This window comes from Kitasatospora sp. NPDC093102 (assembly GCF_040683915.1).
Lineage (GTDB): Bacteria > Actinomycetota > Actinomycetes > Streptomycetales > Streptomycetaceae > Kitasatospora.
Genome location: NZ_JBFBFA010000011.1, coordinates 46,383 through 67,028 on the forward strand (window position 1 = coordinate 46,383; position 20,646 = coordinate 67,028).

At 70.2% G+C, this 20,646-nt stretch carries 20 protein-coding genes and 1 pseudogene; 9 read left to right on the forward strand and 12 right to left on the reverse strand.

Annotated elements, in window-relative coordinates; all coding sequences use genetic code 11:
- Positions 1-356 precede the first annotated feature (356 nt).
- Together AB0O11_RS17640 and AB0O11_RS17645 are read left to right on the forward strand one after the other, a co-directional pair.
- Positions 357-590 (forward strand): hypothetical protein, encoded by a 234-nt coding sequence (locus tag AB0O11_RS17640; RefSeq protein WP_363387205.1) that lies wholly within the window; start codon positions 357-359, stop codon positions 588-590.
- 597 nt (positions 591-1,187) lie between these two features.
- Positions 1,188-1,685, forward strand: coding sequence for an adenosine-specific kinase (locus AB0O11_RS17645; RefSeq protein ID WP_363387207.1), 498 nt, complete (start codon positions 1,188-1,190; stop codon positions 1,683-1,685).
- Between the two features lie 300 nt (positions 1,686-1,985).
- On the opposite strand, the pseudogene AB0O11_RS17650 reads toward AB0O11_RS17645, so the two are convergent.
- Positions 1,986-3,206: pseudogene (locus AB0O11_RS17650) on the reverse strand (ISL3 family transposase); the annotation flags it as partial.
- Positions 3,207-3,221: 15 nt separating this feature from the next.
- The gene (locus tag AB0O11_RS17655) at positions 3,222-3,617 is read right to left on the reverse strand and encodes a transposase family protein (protein WP_363387210.1); all 396 of its coding nucleotides are present in this window, start codon (positions 3,615-3,617) and stop codon (positions 3,222-3,224) included.
- A gap of 111 nt (positions 3,618-3,728) precedes the next feature.
- On the opposite strand from AB0O11_RS17655, the gene AB0O11_RS17660 reads away from it, so the two are divergent.
- The gene (locus AB0O11_RS17660; RefSeq protein WP_363387213.1) at positions 3,729-4,031 is read left to right on the forward strand and encodes a hypothetical protein; all 303 of its coding nucleotides are present in this window, start codon (positions 3,729-3,731) and stop codon (positions 4,029-4,031) included.
- Between the two features lie 116 nt (positions 4,032-4,147).
- Positions 4,148-4,276, forward strand: coding sequence for a hypothetical protein (locus tag AB0O11_RS17665; RefSeq protein ID WP_363387216.1), 129 nt, complete (start codon positions 4,148-4,150; stop codon positions 4,274-4,276).
- A gap of 304 nt (positions 4,277-4,580) precedes the next feature.
- On the opposite strand, the gene AB0O11_RS17670 is transcribed toward AB0O11_RS17665, so the two are convergent.
- Together AB0O11_RS17670 and AB0O11_RS17675 are read right to left on the reverse strand one after the other, a co-directional pair.
- Complete coding sequence (locus AB0O11_RS17670; protein WP_363387219.1) at positions 4,581-6,827, reverse strand: NACHT domain-containing protein; 2,247 nt, start codon at positions 6,825-6,827, stop codon at positions 4,581-4,583.
- On the reverse strand, positions 6,821-7,468 hold the full coding sequence (locus AB0O11_RS17675; RefSeq protein WP_363387222.1) for a hypothetical protein: 648 nt from the start codon (positions 7,466-7,468) through the stop codon (positions 6,821-6,823). The genes AB0O11_RS17670 and AB0O11_RS17675 overlap by 7 nt, the downstream gene beginning before the upstream one ends.
- A gap of 1,061 nt (positions 7,469-8,529) precedes the next feature.
- Between AB0O11_RS17675 and AB0O11_RS17680 the strand changes: the two genes are divergently transcribed.
- Positions 8,530-8,991, forward strand: a complete 462-nt coding sequence (locus AB0O11_RS17680) for an NUDIX domain-containing protein (RefSeq protein ID WP_363387225.1) — start codon at positions 8,530-8,532, stop codon at positions 8,989-8,991.
- Positions 8,988-9,206, forward strand: coding sequence for a hypothetical protein (locus AB0O11_RS17685; RefSeq protein WP_363387228.1), 219 nt, complete (start codon positions 8,988-8,990; stop codon positions 9,204-9,206). Before AB0O11_RS17680 ends, AB0O11_RS17685 begins: the two co-directional genes overlap by 4 nt.
- A gap of 312 nt (positions 9,207-9,518) precedes the next feature.
- On the opposite strand, the gene AB0O11_RS17690 is transcribed toward AB0O11_RS17685, so the two are convergent.
- Entirely contained in the window at positions 9,519-10,286 is a 768-nt protein-coding gene (locus AB0O11_RS17690) for an IS3 family transposase (RefSeq protein WP_363387231.1), read from the reverse strand.
- A gap of 97 nt (positions 10,287-10,383) precedes the next feature.
- Here AB0O11_RS17690 and AB0O11_RS17695 point away from each other — a divergent pair, with 97 nt between their 5' ends.
- A complete protein-coding gene (locus AB0O11_RS17695) occupies positions 10,384-10,557 on the forward strand; it encodes a hypothetical protein (RefSeq protein ID WP_363387645.1) in 174 nt (57 codons plus the stop codon).
- Between the two features lie 28 nt (positions 10,558-10,585).
- On the opposite strand, the gene AB0O11_RS17700 is transcribed toward AB0O11_RS17695, so the two are convergent.
- On the reverse strand, positions 10,586-11,119 hold the full coding sequence (locus AB0O11_RS17700; RefSeq protein ID WP_363387234.1) for a hypothetical protein: 534 nt from the start codon (positions 11,117-11,119) through the stop codon (positions 10,586-10,588).
- Positions 11,120-11,353: 234 nt separating this feature from the next.
- The gene (locus tag AB0O11_RS17705; RefSeq protein WP_363387236.1) at positions 11,354-12,577 is read right to left on the reverse strand and encodes an ROK family protein; all 1,224 of its coding nucleotides are present in this window, start codon (positions 12,575-12,577) and stop codon (positions 11,354-11,356) included.
- 283 nt (positions 12,578-12,860) lie between these two features.
- Here AB0O11_RS17705 and AB0O11_RS17710 point away from each other — a divergent pair, with 283 nt between their 5' ends.
- The gene (locus AB0O11_RS17710) at positions 12,861-14,603 is read left to right on the forward strand and encodes a SpoIIE family protein phosphatase (protein WP_363387239.1); all 1,743 of its coding nucleotides are present in this window, start codon (positions 12,861-12,863) and stop codon (positions 14,601-14,603) included.
- A 103-nt stretch (positions 14,604-14,706) separates the two neighbouring features.
- On the opposite strand, the gene AB0O11_RS17715 is transcribed toward AB0O11_RS17710, so the two are convergent.
- Positions 14,707-15,936, reverse strand: coding sequence for an aminotransferase class I/II-fold pyridoxal phosphate-dependent enzyme (locus AB0O11_RS17715; protein WP_363387242.1), 1,230 nt, complete (start codon positions 15,934-15,936; stop codon positions 14,707-14,709).
- 161 nt (positions 15,937-16,097) lie between these two features.
- Entirely contained in the window at positions 16,098-16,472 is a 375-nt protein-coding gene (locus tag AB0O11_RS17720) for a hypothetical protein (RefSeq protein WP_363387245.1), read from the reverse strand.
- A gap of 224 nt (positions 16,473-16,696) precedes the next feature.
- On the opposite strand from AB0O11_RS17720, the gene AB0O11_RS17725 reads away from it, so the two are divergent.
- Positions 16,697-18,361 (forward strand): LCP family protein, encoded by a 1,665-nt coding sequence (locus AB0O11_RS17725; protein ID WP_363387248.1) that lies wholly within the window; start codon positions 16,697-16,699, stop codon positions 18,359-18,361.
- Positions 18,362-18,442: 81 nt separating this feature from the next.
- Here AB0O11_RS17725 and AB0O11_RS17730 read toward each other — a convergent pair whose 3' ends face one another.
- The 3 genes from AB0O11_RS17730 to lepB form a co-directional block, all read right to left on the reverse strand.
- Complete coding sequence (locus tag AB0O11_RS17730; protein WP_363387251.1) at positions 18,443-19,102, reverse strand: zinc ribbon domain-containing protein; 660 nt, start codon at positions 19,100-19,102, stop codon at positions 18,443-18,445.
- Between the two features lie 94 nt (positions 19,103-19,196).
- Positions 19,197-19,460: a hypothetical protein gene (locus AB0O11_RS17735; protein ID WP_363387254.1), complete on the reverse strand. Its 264-nt coding sequence runs from the start codon at positions 19,458-19,460 to the stop codon at positions 19,197-19,199.
- Positions 19,461-19,634: 174 nt separating this feature from the next.
- Complete coding sequence (lepB, locus tag AB0O11_RS17740; RefSeq protein ID WP_363387257.1) at positions 19,635-20,633, reverse strand: signal peptidase I; 999 nt, start codon at positions 20,631-20,633, stop codon at positions 19,635-19,637.
- Between the last annotated feature and the right edge of the window lie 13 nt (positions 20,634-20,646).

A 20,646-nucleotide genomic window follows, 5' to 3' on the forward strand; every position in this document is an offset into this window, starting at 1 on the left:
CATGAGGTCATCTCCGGCAACCTTCCGCACGTTGGAGGAACCTCAACTCGACGACCATCACAGGGTCACTCGGGAAGGCACGCGCCCTCCACGTTCCCTCGGAAGCGATCCAAAGGTCTTGAGCATTGCTCGCTCGTTCGTAGCGGCTGGTGAGCCGAGGAATGACAACGACGTACCGATACACCGTGGCCGAGTTACGCGGGCAGCTGTGGCAGCCGATTCCGATCGGGGCCGTGATCGCACCAAGGCGACAGATTGGCCAGAAGGTCCACCATCCCTCGCCCCATTGGGTGATTTGTACAAAACGCAAGATCTTCACGCTGGTATTACTTTAATTTCAACTAAACTTTTACCTAGTGGATGATCTGGCGTCCGTGATAGAGATCAGGCGATCGACTCCTGGTGACGCCATAGGCCTCTTCTTCATTCAGCCGGACGCCGACGCCACTGCCGACCGGCCCACTTCCGTGACCTCGGCGAAGCCCGCGCCTTCCCCCAAGCCCAAGCCTGTAGCGGTCGGCGAGCAGGCCGAAGTGGGGCGTGATGTCGCAGAGGTCGAGGCCGAGCCCGTCGCCCGGGCGGGGCCCTGACGGCATCGGCGACAGATTCGGCTGGACCTGTCCGATGGCGCCAACGGCATGGACGAGCTGGTGGCCTTCTACGATTTCCCGGCCGAGCACTCCTCCTCGCCAGACCTCTCGCCAAGGGCCTCTGCCGCCCTGGGGAGAGGACCCGAAGCGCCGCCTCACCCTGCCCCGGATTCGGCGCGGGTTTCGCGACTTCGACGCAAGGGCCGCCCGTCCGGACCTTGGCCGTGCCGTCAGTGGGGGCGAGCTGAACAGCGCCGACAGCCCTGCGCCCTCAGCCCGCCCCCATCCGCACATCGCATGACGAACGATCTGTCGCCACCAGCAACCACCCGTCAGCGAAGCGCCGAGATCCGTCACCATGAAGTGCTGAAGTCAGTGTCTGTGGGGCGGGGCGGCCCCGACGGCTTCCGGATCGTACTGGGCGTCGGCGGTGAGCCCGCGCAGGAGAACCGGCGAAGGCTCTCACCCCGGCGGGATGTCCTCCCGCCTGACTTGGCAACGCTTCGCCCGCGTGCCGTCCCGACGGCACGCAGGTCCGGCGGACATGATCGGGACGACGTGCATCGCCCGATAACAAGCGAGAGGAGGAGGTTCCTGATGGCTGCTGCCGGATTGTCCTTCGACGTGGTGAGCATCGAGAAGCCCGATGACGTGAATGTGATCATCGGTCAGTCGCACTTCATCAAGACCGTGGAGGACCTGCACGAGGCAATGGCCGGGGTGGGCCCGCACCTGCGCTTCGGAATCGCCTTCTGCGAGGCGTCCGGCGCCTGCCTGGTCCGCCGGTCCGGCAACGACGGCGAGTTGGTGCCGCTCGCGGTACGCAACGCGCAGGCGATCGGGGCCGGCCACTCCTTCGTGATCCTGCTGCGCGGCGGCTACCCGGTCAACGTCCTCAACGCCGTCAAGCTCGTGCCCGAGCTGTGCGGCATCTTCTGCGCGACCGCCAACCCGGTCGATGTCCTGCTGGCCGTCACCGATCGGGGCCGCGGCGTGATCGGCGTGATCGACGGCGTACCACCGGTCGGAGTCGAGACCGACGAGGACGCCACGGACCGCCACAACCTGCTACGCCAGATCGGCTACAAGCTCTGAGCTTGACGTCCTGCCTCCTGCCCAGTCGTACGCCTTCGGCACCTGTACCTGGGCCCGCTGAGTGCCGCCAGGCTTCTGTCACGACATGGACGGATACTTCGGTGCTGGCAGAGCCTCTCGGCGACAGGTGGGATCTGGTCCACCCATCGCCGGGAAGCGGCTGTCGGGTGTCCCGATCTGCCGTTGGTACTGCGATGCCGGTGAACTTCTTCGTCCCGCCCCGCTGTCAGCGGTCGCTGAACCTGGGTTCTGGATCACTTTCCGGGCTCTGTCGCTGATTGAGGGGTTCCTCCTTGTTGATCAAGGTGACAGGAGGATGCGGCGTCGCAGGAGGTCGAAGTTGGCCCGGCCGTACATCTGTCTCTTCAGTAGTTTGATCCTGGTCACGTTGCCCTCGACAGCACCCGAGGTGAAGGTGGTGGTCAGGGCGGCGAGGACGGCCGCCCGGTCGCGTCGGATCCCGCCGGCCAGGGTGCGGAGTTCTCGTTGTCCGTCGAGGCGGACGTCGGCGAGCCAGACGTCGAGGGCCAGGTGCTCGCTGCGGCGCTCGCGCACCATGGTGGCCAGGCGCCGGGCGTACTCGGTGATCGTGGCCAGCGCGGGGCTGCGCTCGCACAGCTCATCGAGGCACTTGCGTTCGGTGTCGTCGAGCCGGTCGGGTCGGCGCATGATCCAGTCCGTGACGCGGCGCACAGTCAAGTGAGGAAGCGGGGTCTCTGCCGGGATCGCTCCGTTGCGGTAGGGCCTCAGGTGCCGCTGGACGGTGTTGACGTCACCGCGGTAGCCCAGCTGCTGGATCTCCCGCGTGAGCGCGGCGGCGTTCGTGCAGCCCTCCATCCACCGGTGGTGCAGGTAACGCCGGTAGTCGTCGACCAGGCTGGGGCGGTGGGTCGCGGCGACGAGGAGTTGCTCGACGTCGGCGGCTCGGGCGAAGCGCAGGACGGTGCCACGGCTGAGGCGGAGTTCGCGGGCGATGGCACGAAGGCTGTCGCCGCGTTCGATGCGTTCGTGGATCTGCTGGTGGCGCTCACGGGTCCGGGCGACCAGGGGACGCGGCCTGCCGTGGATGTCCAGCTCGTTGAGGGTGGTGGCCCCGGAACGGGACACGTCATCGTGGTCGTCTCCGATGGTGAGGGGTTCGCGCAGGTCGGCGCGGTGGCGGCCGACGACGCGTTCGACTGCCTCGGCGAGGTTGTGCAGCAGGTGCCAGGCGTCGGCCACCTGTTGGGCTTGTGGCGCACCAGCACGGGCGCCGTCGCGGAAGGAGCCGGCACGGTCTCGGCAGATGATCCGTACCTCGGGGTGGTCGCGTAGCCAGGCGGCGAAGGTGTTGGCGGTGCGGTCCGTGAAGGCGTCGACCGGGCGGTGGGTGTCCATGTCGATGAGGATCGTCGCGTAGGTGCGACCGCGGCGCACGGCGAGCTCGTCCACACCCAGACGCGGGACGAGGCCCGATGATGGGAGGGGCAGTGCTCGGATGAGGCGGAGCAGTGTGTCCCTGCAGGTGGTCATGGCCAGGCGTCCCGAGAGCCGGGCTCAGGCCCGCCCTCCCAGGAACAGGGCGATGTCAGTGAGTTGAGCGGTGAGGGCGGTCGTGCGGCGAACGTTTCGGGACGTCAGATCCGGGATCTGCTCGGCGAACGTCCCCTGCCCGCACCGGTCGTTGCCGCACGCCAGACGCCGCGCTCTCAGCTCCAGGCGCACCCGCCTGCCGGCTACGGGGCGATCTGCCAGTCGCCGCTTGTAGTAGCAGTGCAACCGCGACGATCTGTGCTCGCATCCCGGACAGGCGGCCGACGCCGCCACGGACCGTACGGCAAGGCGAACCTCGCCCTCCCCGACAATCATCTCTTCGATCTCCACCCCGACACCCGGGAAGAGCAGGTCAGCGACCCGAACTCCATCAGCCACGCCCAGGTGATGCCCACCCATCTGCGGCCCAGCGCGAACCCCTCAATCAGCGACAGAGCCCGGAAAGTGATCCAGAACCACGTTCAAAGAGCGCGGACAGACGCGTCGGCCCCGTGCTCACGGGGATTGCTCATGGAAGGTGGTGCCTACCTGCTGGTGGTCAAGGGCAACCAGCCCGAACTGCACCGCCGGCTCCGGTCGTTGCCCTGGAAGGACGTCACCGCACGCCGCTACGACCGCGAGACCGGCCACGGCCGCAAGGAGACCCGCGCGACCAGAGCCCTCACCGTCACCGACCTCGGTCTGGACTTCCCCCACGCGGTCCAGGCCGCACGCATCCTGCACTACCGCACCGACCCAAAACCGGCGCGGTCAGCCGCCAGACCATCCCAGGCCTCGCTCCAGCGCCTTGGCCAACTCGCCAGGTCGCAATGAACCATCGAGAACCGGCTGCACTTCGTCCGCGACACCACCTTCGCCGAGGACGCTCCCCCAGCCTTCGGCCGGGAGGCACCCCCACGAAGATCCGTACCGGCCGTGGACCCGAGAACATGGCGACCCTGCGGAACCTGGCAATCAACACGCTGCGGCAGCACGGGCACCGCAACATCGCCGCCGGCCTCCGGCACGCCTCCTACGAACCCTTCAGCCGCCCGCTCGACCTCCTCGGCATCGCCTGACCAGCACACTCACAAAATCACCCGACTTTGCAACAGCCCTGGCCCGAGCAGGCAGGCCTCAGCTCTCATAAGCAGACGCCGCTGCCGCTCGTCGAGATGCGGAAACAACACCTCGAACTCAGAGCGAGTTGGTCCCTGATCTCCTCTGCGATCCCCGTACCAGATCAACGAGCCGCAGGCCGGGAAGCAACACGGTGATTCTCTTCGAGCCCTTAGGCGTCTACCGCGCCTCCGGGGGAAGCCGCTGAAAGCTGGTAACAGCAAGCGACTTCCCCCGACACGAGATCTCTGAACGCGTCAGCGGCTAGGCATCCGTCAAGCGAGACCAAAAGTCAGCGACTGGTTGTGGGACAGGGGCTCCCACAACCAAACCAGCCAGCAAGGTCTCCGGAAGGACCATTCGACGGTAGAAGGTCTTGGGCCGACCGGCCGTCGCCCGGTGTTCTTGCCGAATGACACCAGATGCCTTCGCTGCTTCGATAACTCGAGGCCAAGCAGGCGTGTTGGCGATCACACTAATCGTGCCACTGTCGTCAACGCAGAGCATGTTGGAGCGCGAGTAATGCCGGGCGATCTTCTCCACCACAGCAAGCACATCTTCATCGATCTCTCTCGTATCTACTTCACGCGCATCGATTCCAAGGCCGCAGTCCTGGAGTCGGTTCAGCATTGACGAGGCACCGAAGTCTTGCTCGACACGGCCTTGGCCGTCTGCCACTCGAAGTCCGACGAAGTCCACGGAGGTGGCACCGTCGATCCCGAGCCGGGTCGTATTTGGGTCGATCAACACCAGGTGCCACGTGACGCCCTGCGCAACGCACGACTCAAATCGGGTGTTTCGTAGGTCCGAACGCTCGAAGCGGGTGTTCACAAGAGAAGCGCCGTTAACCGTGATTCCCGACGTTTCGGCGTCCGCGAACGTGACGTTCTGAACCAATAGATCCTGTTCGGCGGTGCCGCGCAGCCGTAGAACTTCCGCTGCGAGCGTGCCAGCATTGCGACCTACCACTTCCGCGAAAGAATCATTGGGGTCAACAGCCTGCGCGAGTATCGAGAGAATGCTTTGGCCGCTGGCACCAGACTCAATGACTCCGCTGACTGCTGCCCTGGCGGCTTCCACCGGAAGGTTGGCACGGCGCAGGATTGAGGCAGTCTCATGACTTCCACGAACCAGAGCCTCCTCTATTGGCTTGGCCAGGAAGAACCCGAAGAACAGGTCATGCTCGAAGGCCACGGTGCCAGGCTTGGTTCCCAACTTGAGCATGGCGCGGCTGGGCGCGGCATCGATGAGATTCTGCTGGGCTTCGGTTGGCAATTCGTGCAGTTGAGCAAAGAGTGACACTAGATCATGGAGCGTGGCCCGGTTGAGTTCGCGGGTCTTCTGTCGCCACATCTCAATGGCGATCTCTTCGAGCAGTTCGACATACTGCTCACTGCTGAGGTACTGGCCATGCTGGCCAACCAGCTTGCTGCTGACCTCTCGCTGAACATAGGCGCCTACAAGCTGTGCAAGCAGAGGGCGTCCGGTGTCGATGGACTGGTTCTGCTCCATCAGCTCGCAGGTTCGAGCGAGAAACAGCGGCTTATCCAGCAGCTGGCCTTCCACTCCGGGGCTGCGACGAAGGCGCTGCACCCGGTCTCGCACTTCCGGCGAGAAGTGCTGAAGGTACCTGTCGGACTCCGTCGTGCCCCACGGCCGCATCTCAACCGGTACCAGTGACCAAAGCAGGGTGCCGAGCTCGGAACTGCTGTTGGTCCTGGCGAGGAACTCTTGCTCGTAGTAAACACTGCGAGCGGCAGCAATCACCGAACCGCGCCCATCCAACTCCTCGATGAAGCCCGCGAGGGAACCGAACGCCTCCTCGTAGGTTCCCTGTCCGCCAATCAGCTCGTCGAAGCCATCGACGATCAGGCGTAGCCGGCCGTGCCGAACCAGCCGAGCCACCGAGTGGTATGTCATCCTGGCACGCAGGTCCTGGAGTTCGGTGGCTAGGGCCTCATTGAGCCGTGCCAGTCCCCGACCCTGGGCACTGACGTTGAGGTACAGGTAGTCGGTTTCGCCTCGCAGGTAGCGAGCCGCAGCATTGTAGGTGAGCTCGTGGAGCATTCGCGACTTTCCGGCGCCCGCGTCGCCGGTGACAAACACGATTTTCGTCGGGTCATTTTCGGGCGTAGAAGCACGCTCCACAAGCGTAGCAGCATCCTCATCTGCACTACCCGAGAGGCGGGCCCGGCCTGCGACATATCGGTCGTTGTCGCGGCCACGACCGAGGACTGTGACCATGTTCTTGGCCAGGGCCCGCAAGTCGGCAAGCTCGGGTCCAGCAACGAAGGACGCGTAGTCCATGCGCTTGCCGCCGTGCTCCACAATCCACTGCCCACGGACGCGGTCCCAGTTGACCGAGGCGTCTCGTTCATCAAAGTCATGGAACCAACGGGCGATGAGTTCGCCGTTGCGGGCCGTGATGACTGGTTCCGTCCCCGGATCCACGAAAGTCAGAAGGTCCGCCCGCATCTCCTCGGCGAACGCGGCGGTTTCGTCGTTTACCATGTCGGCCATCCTGATGCGTGACAGATCGTAATGTTCGGGTGCAGCTTGAGCCATTCATCGTTGCAAGATCCACCAAGTGGGCGCTTCCGGATCCACATCATCGTGCGCGTCGACCGGTCGGCTGCGGCCAGCAACCCGGGCAGCACGTCGTCATCGTCACTGACGAGGATGGTCGGCTTTCCTTCCAGGCTGTAGCGCAGGGAGTCGGCGACCATAAGGCCGTCAACCATCTTCTGTGCAGCCCTGTTCGGTTCCGACGCGTCGGCCTCGTACGCGGCACGAAAGGTGCCTAGGATGCGGGTACCCAGTCTCCAGGCCGAGGAATCAGCCAACTCTGGCTCAACCCGCAGACCATCGCGCCGGGTACGGAAGGCAGCAAGGTGCACCAGCGCCCACTCCCAATGCCGGGTAGACCGCCCATTTCGGGCTATCCATCCACCGTAGAGGCGGAGTTGTAAGTCGGTGATGTGGGGCCAGTGCGCCTTCAGTGCTTCGCGCACTACCCGGTCGACGGCGTCCAAGCCGTTGTACATGTCCGTATCCGAGCGCGGCCCGGGGCATAAGTTGCTGAAGTCAACAATAGCAACTGCGGACGACTCCTTGTCAGGCTGCGGAACGGCGGCCACGGCACTGCTGGTCACGGTCCGGTTCCCCTCTGCACACACCTGTTGGGCGACCCATGACCTAAGTGACGGCCTGGATGCGTGGCAACCCTCGCGGCAGCCAAATAGCAGAATAGCGCCCGAACGTCTGGGCTGACGGCCTTTGAGAGGCGACGCAAGAGTCGACCGCGGGCGCGCCAGCGGTAGCCTCACCGCCGACTTCGGCGAGCAGCATGTCCGTACGACCAATTTCGACGACGGCACAGTACCGCTCCACAGCAACGGCGGCGTGGACGGCTCACCGCCCTGCGCGAGGGCCAGGAGGAACTGGGGCTCAACCTCGCCGCTGAGAACCCCGCGGCCATCGCCAGGCGGCGCCTGGTCGCCGTCATCCACGAACAGGCCGGCACCGAGTACCCCGTGCCGGTCTGCGGTTACGTCTTCGACGGCGGCGTCCTCACGCCCGAGCAGCAGGCCCGGATCCGACTCGATCCCACCGAGCACACCGAGTGGCGGTTCGAGAGCGCCCACGACTGGCGGCAGTTCATGGAACCCGCCCGCTACCAGTGGCTCCGGCAGGTGCTGCGCGCCCACCGCTCCGGCGTCCCCCTCTACCTGGAGCGCCCCACCCCGGCCGACGACGACTTCGAGGGCGTCCTGGTCTTCGTCACCGACCCCGCGGGCCGGCTGCTGATGCACCAGCGTGAAGACAAGCCTGGCATCGCCTGGCCGGCTACCGGACTCCGATCGGCGGCTGGCGCGAGGCCGACGAGAGCGCCCGGGAGAGCGCAGTGCGCGAGGTCCGCGAGGAGGGCCGTCATCGACATCACCGGCCTGCGGCCCCTCCCCGACCCCACCACGACCTCGGCCTCCCGCTCACCCGCGTCTTGTGCGCCGCCTGGGACGGCCCCGAGACGACCTGCGGCTCGGCGACGAGGGCCTTGCCGTGCGCATGGTCCCCCTCGACGAAGTGCTCGACCTGAAGGTCCCGCCCTACATGCAGCACCACCTGCCGATGCTCGCCAAGGCAGTCGGCCTGCCGTCCGGGCAGCGAACCGCGAGCTGACCAAGACCATCAATTAGGAACCCGGGGGGACTGCATGACCAGCCGCTACGGCAGCGTCGTCGATGTCTACGTGCTGCTCCGCAGGGCCGACGGCTGCGCGCTCCTCATGGAACGCGCCAACACCGGCTACGCTGACGGGCAACTCTGCCCACCGAGCGGACACCTCGAAGAAGGAGAGTCGGTGATCGCCGGCGCTATCCGCGAGGCCACCGAGGAAGTCGGCATCGAGCTCGGCGAGACGGTGCTCGGCTTCGCCCACGTCGTCCATCATCGCAGCCCCGAAGGGCAAGGACGCATTGGATTCTTCTTCCTCGCGGACAACTGGAACGGCGAGCCCCTCAACCGCGAGCCTCACAAGTGCGCGCAGCTTCTGTGGGCAGATCCCGCAAACCCCCCGGAGAATACGGTCCCTTACACGGCCGCTGCACTCGCGCAGATCGCCAAGAACCAGCCGTTCTCCCTCGACGGCTGGGACCGCTCATTGACTGCGCAGTGACACCTTCCACCACACCTGTTGCAGAAGGCGAGCAGAGAATGCAACCTCCTGAACTGGGCAAACCCAGCACACCATCGACAGAAAAGCCTACCGAGCCCCAGAGAAGCTGGTGGCCGCTCAACGAACTCCCGAGCAACACCGTGCCCTACACCGTCCATGCCCTCGGCGAGATCGCCTTCGGCAGCATCCTGTCCACCATCGACTGGCCGGCATGACCGCACCCCACCTGCCCCAGGACTCCGACCGGCTGCTGCGCGAGACGGCAGGACGCTACGAGCTGCTGGGCGTGCGCTCCCACGACCGCGCCGGGCAGCCGAGCGTCTGGGAGGTCGTAGACGCCGACGGGCGCCGCCTGTTCGCCAAGCGCCACAAGAACACGCGCATGCCCAAGCGGGAAATCGCCGCCTACCGGCTGCTCGTACCGACCCTCGGCGAAGGCCGGTCCCCGTCCCTTCTGGCCGCCGACACCTCCTCGCTGCTCGTCATAACCACCGCGCTGCCCGGCACCCCGGTCATCAGCACCGACCTCACCACCTCCGAGGAGCAGGCAGATCCCCTGCAAGTACGACGGACCCCGCTACTTCGCCCGCACCCACGTGGACAGCGAAGTCGATATCGGCCTGCTCGTCCACTGCGGCAGGACCACTGCGTCCATCTACCAGAACGCAGACATCACCGAGCTGCTGGGCAACACCCTCATCCAGGCCGCCGAGTCCTGCGCCACCACCCAGGAGATCGAGCGCGTGCGCCATGAGGAAGCCGACGCAGCACGACAACTCGGCAAGTTGGAAGCCGCCCGGCAGGCCGGACAGGCCTACCAGCGCGGATACCCCTGCCTGGCGGCTGGCCGCTCGACCTGGCCCGAAACCTTCCCACAGCCCGTCCTGGCCGATGTCCTCACCACCCCAACGCCAGCCTTCGCGGACACGATGCTCCCTCAGAGCGGCACTACGGGACCGCGAACGCGCCTTGGGATCGTGGTGCGCTGGCGCCGTCTTCGGTGCCGGCCCTCGAGGGCCGGCCCGGCGCATCAGGCGTGCGACCCTTCGCCGGCCGCACCGGTCGGCGTCGCCCTGCAGGACGGCGTGCACGCGCGGAGCTCCACAGGTGCCGCGCGAGGTCGCGTGGACCTCGGTGATCTTCTCGGTCAGCTCCGCGTCGCGGACCGCGCGGGAGCCGGGGGTGGCGGTTCGGCGGGCGTAGAAGGCGGCTCGGGAGACCTTGAGCAGTTCACACGCCCGTTTGACGTTGTGGCCTGCCTGCTGCTCCGCCTCGATGAACGGGTGCACTGTCACCGGGTCTCCGTCGCGAAGAAAGCCGTCGCACGCTTGAGGATGTCCACGTCCTCGCGCAAGCGGCGGTTCTCCCGCCGCAGCCTGGCCAGTTCCCTGCGTGTTCTTCGACTTCTTCGCCCAACCCGCGCCCGAGCTGGAGCAACAGGCCGCCGACGCGCTGGGCCCGGACCGGCTGGACGAGCCGACCCTGGCCGCCGCACGCGAGTACGGGCTGCTGCTCCGGGCCTACGAGCACCTGTTCTGGGACACCCTGGGCGTCATCGACGCCTGAGGCCGAACCGTCCCGGGACCGAGAGGACTCAGGCCTGCCAGTGCGGCTTCCCGCTGACCATCCGGCAGTAGATCACCCGGCCACCGGCCTCGTGGGTGCTCTTGCCCAGGTCCGCGTTGCGGCAGAACTGCCCGGCCTCGTAGCAGTTGCCCGCGTTCGAGCGGATCTCGCACCCGGTGCCGGCGCCGGCCGCCGCGGGGGGTTCCGGGTCGGTCGGCGGCTGAGCGGTGGTCACCTTCGGCTGCGGCGCCTTGGTGACGGGCGGATGCGGCTGGGCGCCGGGCTGGGCCGGAGTCGCGACGGGCGGGGGCGTGGCCGCCGGCTCGGCCGGCGCAGTGCCGACCGGGGCCGGGGCCGGTGCGGCGGACGTCGCGGGCGGGGTGGGCGCCGCGGTCGTGCCGGCGGCAGCCGTGGTGACGGCGACGGTCGGCGTGGCCGAGGCGGTGGCACCGCCATCGGCCGCCGACGGGTCGCAACCGGTCAGCGCCAGGCCGACGGCGAGGACGAGTCCGGCGAATCCGGCCAGGCCGGCCCGGCGCCGACCGGGTATCCGTGAAGGCATGGGAGGAGAACGCTCCGTTCCGTTTGGATGAGTCGTGCGATTCAAGCAGGAACCGCACACGCACCGTCCACGGAATCCCCACTCGTTGGCAGATCGAGACCTTCCGGCCACCGAACGTCGCCGCCCCGCATTCACCGGCCGCCCTCACCACCCGGTCCTCGGCGCCCACGACCTGACCCTGGCCACCCGGCCGACCCCTGCCGGCCACCACCGGCCGACCCCGCCGACCCGCCGTCAGCGCAGCCCCGCCGTCCGGCCCTCGAACACCTCGGGGCGGGCGGTCTCCAGCGCCGTGGAGACCGCGCCGAGGATCACCGCCTCCTCCCCCAGGAGGCTCGGTGCGAGCGTCGGACGCATCGGGGCGAGCCGGTGCAGGGCCTGCTCCAGCGGCTCCAGGAGCAGGTCCGCGCTGCTGCCGATCCCGCCGCCCAGCACCACCAGGTCCGGATCCAGGACGGCCGACAGCACGGCCACCGCGTAGGCGAGCCGCTCGGCCTCCCACTCCACCGCCCGGACCGCCGCGGCCTCCCCGGCCCGGGCCCGCTCGAACACCTGCTTCGCCGTCAACTGCCGTGCCGCGGACTCCTCGTCCAACCCGAAGTGCCGGGCGGCACGCACCACGGCGTCCGCGGCCGCCTCCTGCTCGATGGTCGCGGCCGGTTCGCCGGCCCGCCCGGGCAGCGGGACCAGACCGATCTCGCCCAGCGCGCCGTGCGCACCGAGCAGCAGCTCGCCGTCCTTCACCACGCCCAGGCCGAGCCCGGTGCCGACCAGCAGGTAGGCGAACATCCGACTGCCCCGCCCCGCACCCAGGGTGTACTCGCCGAGCGCCGCCAGGTTGGCGTCGTTGGCCACCGAAACGGCCGTCCCCAAGCCCTCCCCGATCCGGTCGAACAGCCCCGGCTTGCCCCAGCCGGGCAGGCTGCTGGCGTAGCGCACCCCGCGCCGCTGCTCGTCCCACACCCCGGGGGTGCCGATCACCGCGTGCACGATGTCTTCAGCAGTCAGACCCGCCTCGGCGGTCGCCTCGTGCGCGGCGGCGACCACGGCGTCCGCGACGGCGTTCGCCGAGCGGCCCCGGTTGGCCACGTTCCGGCGGGCGACCACCGTCCCGGCCAGGTCCGCCACCGCCACCCGCAGCCGGGCCCGGCCGATGTCCACGCCGAGCACGTGCCCGGCCGTCGGGTCGACCTCGTACAGCACGGCGGTGCGGCCGCGCTCGGGGGCCAGCCGCCCGGCCTCACGGACCAGGCCGGCCCGCTCCAGCTCGGCCAGCGCGGCCGAGACGGTCGGCTTGGACAGGCCGGTGTCCCGGGCCAGCTGAGCGCGCGAGGAGCCACCGCCGGTGCGCAGCAGCTCCAGTAGCAGCCACTCGTTGTTGCTGCGCAGCCGCTGCCGGTTCCACGGCACCCCGGGGGCCCCGGCCGCCGGGCGACTGGTCGGCTGGTGGGGGCTCATCGGGTTCCTCCGGTCTGGATCTTCGGGCGCGGGCCGGGGCCGGTACGGCCGGGTGGGCCCGGCCCGGCCTGCGGCGTCCGGGGCCGGGCGCCGCCGCCCAAGTATGACCGGTGATCATCCGGCGTCCGCCTGCCGTATCCGTACGGCCCCGCAGGCGACCCCGTGGACGTCACGGGGAACGCCGCGCGGAGCCGGCCGCACCTCCGTTACAACACTGTCTCCGGCCAGTCAACGTTTCACCCGGGTGTGGGCGTGCCGCGCCCGGGCGCGTGATCATGGGCGTATGCACTTCCGGCACGGCAACCGAGCGAAGGACCCGCGGCCCGCGGCACCGGACTCCCGGTCCCTGGCGGCCACCGCGGCGGCCCTCGCCGCACGGCTCGGCGCGATCACCGGCGGTGACGGCGACGACGACCCGGAGCGGCTCCGCGAGGTCCTCGCCACCGCCCCGATCGGCATCGCGCTGCTCGACGAGCGGCTGCGCTGGCAGTACCTGAACGCGGCCTTCACCGCCGCCACCGGGCTACGCCGCGCGGATCTGCTCGGCCGGGCCGCCGGGACCACGGCCTTCGCCGGGGCCGTCGGCATCCTGCGCCGGGTCCTCGCCGACGGGCTCGCCCGCGAGCACGCCACCGGCGGCCCGGACGGCGCGGGCGCCCCCGTACCGCCCGGTCTGCGGGTGCGCTACCGGACACTGCGGCGCTCCGGGCGGACCACCGGGGTGATCGTCGTCGTGCTGGACGACCCCGACCCGGCCCGCGATCAGCTGCGCGAGCTGGAACAGGCCCGGGCCCGGCTCGCCCTGCTGGACGCCGCCGCCGAGCGGGTCGGCACCACCCTCGACATCGGCACCACCGGCGGCGAGCTCGCCGCCTTCGTCGTGCCCCGGCTCGCCGAGCTCGCCACCGTGGACGTGCTGCCGCCGGAAGCCGAACCCGCCCGGTCCGGCAACGGCGCGCCCCAGCGGCTGCACCGCGCCGGCGCCCGGTCCGCGCCCTCGCTGACCGCCGCCCTCGCCGCGCTGCCCCGGCCCGGCGAATCGATCCGCCACCGGGAGGGCTCGGCCGCCGCCCGCAGCCTGGCCGGCGGCATCGCCGTGCTCACCGAGCCCGGGCCCGAGGACGCCTGCCCGACCGGGACGACCTCACTGCTGGTCCTGCCGCTGGCCGCCCGGGGCCGCCTGATCGGGCTGCTGACCCTCGGCCGCACCGCCGCCACCCCGGCCTTCACCCCGGACGAGGCCGCCCTGCTCGGCGACCTCGCCGCCCGCGCTGCCACCACCCTCGACAACGCCCGCCGCTTCGCCCGTTCCCAGGGCATCGCCCTGGAACTCCAGCGGGCCCTGCTCAGCGAGCCCGGCAACCCGCACCAGAATCTCTCCCTCGCCTCCCGCTACCTGCCCTCCGGGAGCACCTCGGTGGTCGGCGGCGACTGGTTCGAGAGCGTCCGGCTGCCGTTCGGGCGCACCCTGCTGGCGATGGGCGACGTCATGGGGCACGGGGTCGAGGCCGCCGTCGACATGAGCCACTACCGCTCCGCGCTGCGCGACCTCGCCGGGATGGACCTGCCCCCGCACCGGATCCTGCGTCAGCTCGACAGCATCATCTCGGCCGACGACTCCGCCCGCCCGGCGACCTGCCTGCTGGCCCTCGCCGACCCGGGCCGCGGCCGCTGGACCCTCTCCAGCGCGGGCCACCTGCCGCCCGCCCTGATCGCCTCCGGCCGCCCGACCGAGCTGCTGCGCGTCCCCACCGGCCCGCCACTCGGCACCGGCCTCGGCGGCTACGAGCCGACCACCCACCCGCTCCTGTCGGGCGAGACCCTGCTGCTCTACACGGACGGCCTGGTCGAACGTCGGGGCGAGGACATCGACGTCTCCCTGGAGCGGCTCGCGGCCCTGAGCCTGCCTGCCACCGGCGACCTCGACGACCTGCTCGACGCCGTCCTCCACTCCCTCGTACCGCCCCCGGCCCCGGCCGCCGAGGACGACATCGCGCTCCTGGTCGCCCGGCCCCGGCAGCGCTGACGGGGGCCCGGCGCACCCGCGTACGGCACGTTCCGGAACCGGTGGCAGCTGCCCGGGTCCTCGTGCCCGCCCTGGCGGCTCCCGCTGAACTCACCCCTTGGGCTCACACCTTCGCCAGCGCCCGCTGCACGTCCGCCCAGATGTCCTGCGGGTGCTCGATGCCCACCGACACCCGCACCGTCCCCGGGCCGATGCCCGCCGCCGCCAACTCCTCGTCCGACAGCTGCCGGTGGGAGGTACTGGCCGGGTGCAGCACCAGGGTGTGCACGTCGCCCAGGGACGGGGCCAGCGAAGCGAGCCGGACGGACTCGGTGAACGTTCCGGCCGCCTCGCGGCCGCCGGCCAGGTCGAAGGCCAGGACGCCGCCGTGCCCGTCGGGGAGCAGGCGGCGGGCGAGGTCGTGGTCGGGGTGGGTGGGCAGGCCCGGGTAGTGGACGGCGGTGACCGCGGGGTGGGCGACGAGCCGGCCGGCCAGGTCGAGCGCGGTCTCGCACTGGCGACGGACCCTCAGTGCGAGGGTCTGCATGCCGCGCAGGGTCAGCCAGGCGGCGAACGGGTCGGCGGAGGCGCCGAGTTCGAGCGAGCGCTGCCAGACGCGGTGGTGCAGCTCCGGTTCGGCGAAGACGGCGATCCCGCCGAGGACGTCCGAGTGGCCGCCGAGGTACTTGGTCACGGAGTGGATCACGATGTCCGCGCCGTGCTCGATCGGGCGGCACAGCAGCGGGGTCGCGAAGGTGTTGTCCACCACGCTCACCACCCCGGCCCGCTTGGCGACGGCGATCAGCCCGGGCAGGTCGGTGACCCGGGTGGTGGGGTTGGAGACGGTTTCCAGGAGCAGCACCCGGGTGCCCGGCCGCAGCGCGGCCGCCACCCCGGCGGGGTCGTCACCGCTGACGTACGTGACCTCGACGCCCCAGCGCTCGGTGAGGTCGGTCAGCGCGCCGATGGTGCCGCCGTACAGGCTGCGCTGGGCGATCACGTGGTCGCCGGCGCGCAGCAGTGCGAGCAGCGCGGTGTTGATCGCGCCCATGCCGGAGGCGGTGGCGAGGGCGCCGGTTCCGCCCTCCAGTCCGGCGACGGCCTGCTCCAGCGAGCGGACGGTGGGGTTGCCGAAGCGGTTGTAGAAGAAGGCGCCGTCCGGTCCGCCGTGGGCCCCGGCGAGCGCGTCGCCGGTGTCGAAGGCGAACAGGTGGCCCTGGTGCAGCGGCACGCCCAGCGGACGGCTGCCGGTGACCTCGGCGAGCGGCGGGTGGACGACCCGGCTCTCGGCGCGCAGCTCGTCGTTCGTACGGGGGGTCGCGTGCGGGGCCCCATCGGGGTGGAAGTCGTTCATGGCACTCATCCTCGGGCGGCCCCGGCACCCCGACCAGGGCCAATCGCCGTCAAGTGGCCCGCCCCGGGCGGTCGTTCCGGCTCCACCGCCCGGAAGGCGGCGGCGAACGCCCGGGTCGCGGCCGTGCCCGGCCGACCCCGGCGGCCTACGGCTGCGAACGGCTACTTGCGACGGCTGAAGATCCGCTTGACGGCGTAGATGATCCCGACGATCAGCAGCACGACGAACAGGATGATCAGGATGATCATGACCAGCAGGAACTTGCCCAGCTTGGCGAAGAAGCCCGTTTTCTTCTTCTCGTCCTTGGCCAGGTGCGCGGCGTCGGCGGCGGACGCGGCGCGCGCCTCGGTGCGGACCTCCCGGTCGGCATTCGCGGCAGCCGCGCCCGTGCCCGGCGTGCCCGGGTTCGCGGCGGCGGCCGCGACGGTTCGGGGTGCGGCCACCGCCGCCGCCCCCGATGCCACGGCGGTGAGGCCGACGGCGGCCAGCAGGGCCACCAGGGCGCCGGCTATCGAGCGTGCGATCCGATCAGTCATCGTGCTCCCTCTGCACTGGTGCGGAGCAGCGCGGACCAACCGATCTGACCAATTTCTCATGGTCTGACCAGCTGGTTTTCTCATTCGCGCCTAGTATGCTCCACTGAAGTTCTACAGCGGTGTAAAAGTTTAGCGCGGGCCCTGCCCGGATCGGCCCCGGCCCCGGGCCACGCGAGCCCACCGCTTCGCCGGGGGCTCGCGTGGCAACTGTGGAGGATGACGACGTGTCTGGCCGCAAGGGTTCCCCCGAAGCCGAGAATTCGCCGCACCGGGCGGGCGGGCGCCGGGCCGCCGACCGGAGAAGCGGCAGGAACCCGGACCCTACGGACATAGCGGACGGCCGCGCGGCAAGCCGGGCCAAGAGGAAGCCCAAGCGCAGCACCAAGGAGAAGGTGCTCTGGGCGACCGCCGGCTGCACCGCCCTCGCCGTCCTCGGCGGCGGTGCCCTCTACTACCGGCTGAACAGCAACATCAGCACCTTCGACGGCGACGCCCTCAGCAAGGACCGGCCGGAGGCCTCGGCGCCGGACGCCCAGGGCCGCACCCCGGTCAACGTGCTGCTGATCGGCTCGGACAGCCGCGGCAACGGCAACAGCGACCTGGGCGGCGGCGGGGACGGCGGAGCCCGCTCGGACACCGCGATCCTGCTGCACGTCTACGCCGACCACAAGCACGCCGTCGGCATCTCCATCCCCCGCGACTCCCTGGTCACCCTCCCGCCGTGCAAGCTCCCCAACGGCAAGTGGACCAAGGAGCAGACCAATGCGATGTTCAACAGCGCCTTCTCGGTCGGCGACAGCGACCAGGGCAACCCGGCCTGCACCCAGAACGCCGTCGAGAAGCTGACCAACCTCCGCGTCGACCACACCATAGTGGTGGACTTCAACGGCTTCGCCTCGATGACCACGGCGGTCGGCGGCGTCGAGGTCTGCCTGCCGACCGACATCCACGAGGGGGACCTCAACCCCAACCTCGGCCACAAGGGGAAGCTGCTCTTCGCCAAGGGCAAGCAGAAGGTCGAGGGCCAGTCCGCACTGGACTACGTCCGGGTCCGGCACGGCATCGGCGACGGCTCCGACATCGGCCGCACCAAGCGCCAGCAGGCCTTCCTCTCCTCCCTCATCAAGGAGGTCAAGTCCCGCGGCATGGACCCGACCACGCTGCTGCCGCTCGCCGACGCGGCCACCCGGTCGCTGACCGTCGACCCCGGCCTCGGCTCGGCCGCCAAGCTGCTGTCCTTCGCCATGTCGCTCAAGGACGTGGACCTGCACGACATCAAGTTCCTGACCGTGCCCTGGCGTTACGAGGGCCCGCGGGTCGCCCTGGTGCACCCCGACGTGGACCAGCTGTGGGCAGCGCTCAAGGCCGACCGCACCATCGACGGCCAGGACGCAAGCGCGCCGGCCACCGCCGACCCGGCCGCCCCCACCACCACGCCCGCCGCCACTCCGCCGGCCACGGCCGTGCCCGACCCGACGCCCGCCTCCGCCGCCAAGGCCGCCGACGTGAAGGTCTCCGTGCTCAACGGCACCGGTGAGACCGGGCTCGGCGGCCGGGCCGCGGAGACCGTCAAGGGCGCCGGCTACACCGTCGCCGGCGTCGGCAACGCGGCCGGCAAGCCGCGCGGCACCACCGTCGTCGAGTACGGCACCGGCGAGCGCACCGCCGCCGAGGCGGTCGCCAGGCTCTTCCCCGGTGCGACCGTGCAGCCCGGCGGCCGGGGCGTCAGCGTCGTCCTCGGCCACGACTTCGCCGCCGCCAACCCGGCGAGCGCCACCGCGCCGGCGACCGGCGGTACCGCCACCGCCCCGGCCCCGCTGCCCCCCAGCGTCAGCGGCGCCGCCCGATCGGCCGACGACGACCCCTGCGCCAACCTCTCGTACGGCTGACCCGGACCCCGCCCGCACGACGGCGGGGCGCCTGCGGACCGTGGCTCCGGGGGCGCCCCGCCGCGGTGCGGGCGAGCGGTGTCAGCGCCTCGTCCCGCAGGACGGGCAGAACGCGGCACCGTCCGGGACGTCCTTGTGGCAGCTCGTGCACTGGACGGGCTGCGCCAGCCGGAAGCCGCAGCCCGGACAGAACGGCGTGCCGTGGGTCTCGGTGTGGCACTGCGGGCAGACCAGCTGTCGCGGCGCGTTGACGTCGAACTCGGCGCCGGACTGCTGACCGGACTTGTACGCACGCTCGGTGACCGTGTCGTTGAGGCCGCGGTGCTGGGCCGCCACCGCCTCGGCCGCGGTGTCCGGGGCGCAGTTGTGGCAGAGGCCCTGGGCCGGGTTGAAGCACTGGCCGCAGACGTAGTGGGTGCACCGGGCGCAGCGGTTGAAGTGCGTCTGGGCGTTGGCGATCGCGCGCTGGAACGCGGCGTCCCGCGAGGTGCCCCAGGTCTGGCCCGCCAGTCCGTCGGCGGCGTTGCTGATGGTGTTGGCGTTGCCGCCGATGAGGTTCCAGGCCGCGCTGACGCCCTTGCCTATCCAGCCGGCCATCTGACCGGTCCGGAACGGCTCGAACGGCGAACGCCAGGTGTCCGAGCAGCGGTAGCAGTAGAACTCGAACTGGAAACCCGCGCCGGTGCCGTGCTGCTCGCACAGGTCGCGATGGTTGCTGCTGAAGTAAATCTCCGAAGTCACGTCGTCCCCGGTCGCTAAGTGGCCTGTCAGCGGTCGCTCCCAGGGACGATAGGGCCCGCTGAACGGTTCCGCCAAGAAACCGCGACCGACCGGATCAGAGCCCCGAGACCGGCAACAGCAGCACCCGCGACGGGTCGAACCGCTGCCAGAGCGCGGGCTGTCCGCTGCGGCCGATCCGCAGCCGGCACCAGCGCTGCCCGGCGGCATCCTGCCACCATCCGCTGATCCGGCCGAGCGCCCAGGCGCCGTCCCCCAGGTCCACCTCGACCGGCTGGTAGACCCACTGGACGTCCCGGTCCGCCGGTTCCGTTCCCGCCGGACCTCCGGCGCCCTCGGGACTGCACTGACTCTCCATCACGGCTCCGCCTCCCGACTCCGGATCCGGCCGCCCGGCCGCCCGCTCGGGGCGACCGGGCGGCCGGGGGTGCAGCTCACCTCCTGAACTCTACAGGCGTGTAGAGTTCAGCGGGAGGAGTTCCATCGAAGACGATCGAACCGGGCCGGTCCGTCGGAGTGCGGGGGTGAACCGGCCTCAGCGGTCCTGCCGCGTCCGGGCCTTGTACGCCGATGCCGTGCGCACCGACTCCTCGCGCGCCGACCGCCGCCGCTGCCACAGGGCGAGCGGCACGATCCCGGCCAGTGCGGCGGACGCCGGCGCAGGCGGCGCCTCGAACGGTGCACCGGCCGCGCCCGCCGCCCCGGCCGGCACCTTGTCGAAGGTGTCCGGGACCGGCAGCGTGGACCAGTCGGACACCGGCCAGGCGACCACGAAGGCCCGGCCGACCACGTTGTCCACCGGCACGAAGCCGTCGCCGCTCTCGTTGTGGTGCCAGCGGGAGTCCCGCGAGTTGTTGCGGTGGTCGCCCATCACCCACAGCTTTCCCTTGGGCACGGTGACGGTGCCGACCGGGTCGTTGTCGCAGGGTGTCGAGCCGGGGAACAGGTACGGCTCGTCCAGCGCGACGCCGTTCACCTTCAGCGGCGCGCCCGCCTCGCAGACGACGGTGTCCCCGCCGACCGCGATCACCCGCTTGATCAGGTCCTTCTCGTCCGCCGAGGGCATCAGCCCGACGGTGCTGAGCGCCTTCTGGACGGTGCCCATCACGGAGCCACCGGTGGTCGTCGGGGTGCCCTCCAGCCAGCCGCCCGGATCGCGGAACACCACCACCTCGCCACGCTCGGGCTCGGCGCCGAACCACGGGGTGAACTTGTCGACCAGCACGCGGTCGCCGATCGCGAGGGTCTGCTCCATCGAGCCGGAGGGGATGGAGAAGGCCTGCACGAAGAAGGTCTTGATGCCGAGCGAGAGCACCAGCGCGATCACCAGCAGGATCGGTAGCTCCTGCCAGAACGGGCGCTTCTTCCGGGGGCGCTCGGCCTCCTCGCCGGTCTTGCCGGGAGCACCGGCGCCCGCACCCGCGGCCTCCGTCACCGCGGTGCCCGTACCCGACTGCGCCCGGCCGTCCCCGGCCTCCTCGCGCTCCCCGGCTCCGTCACTCTCGCCGGACTCCGTGCTCTGCTGCACACTCATTTCCTCGGCCCCT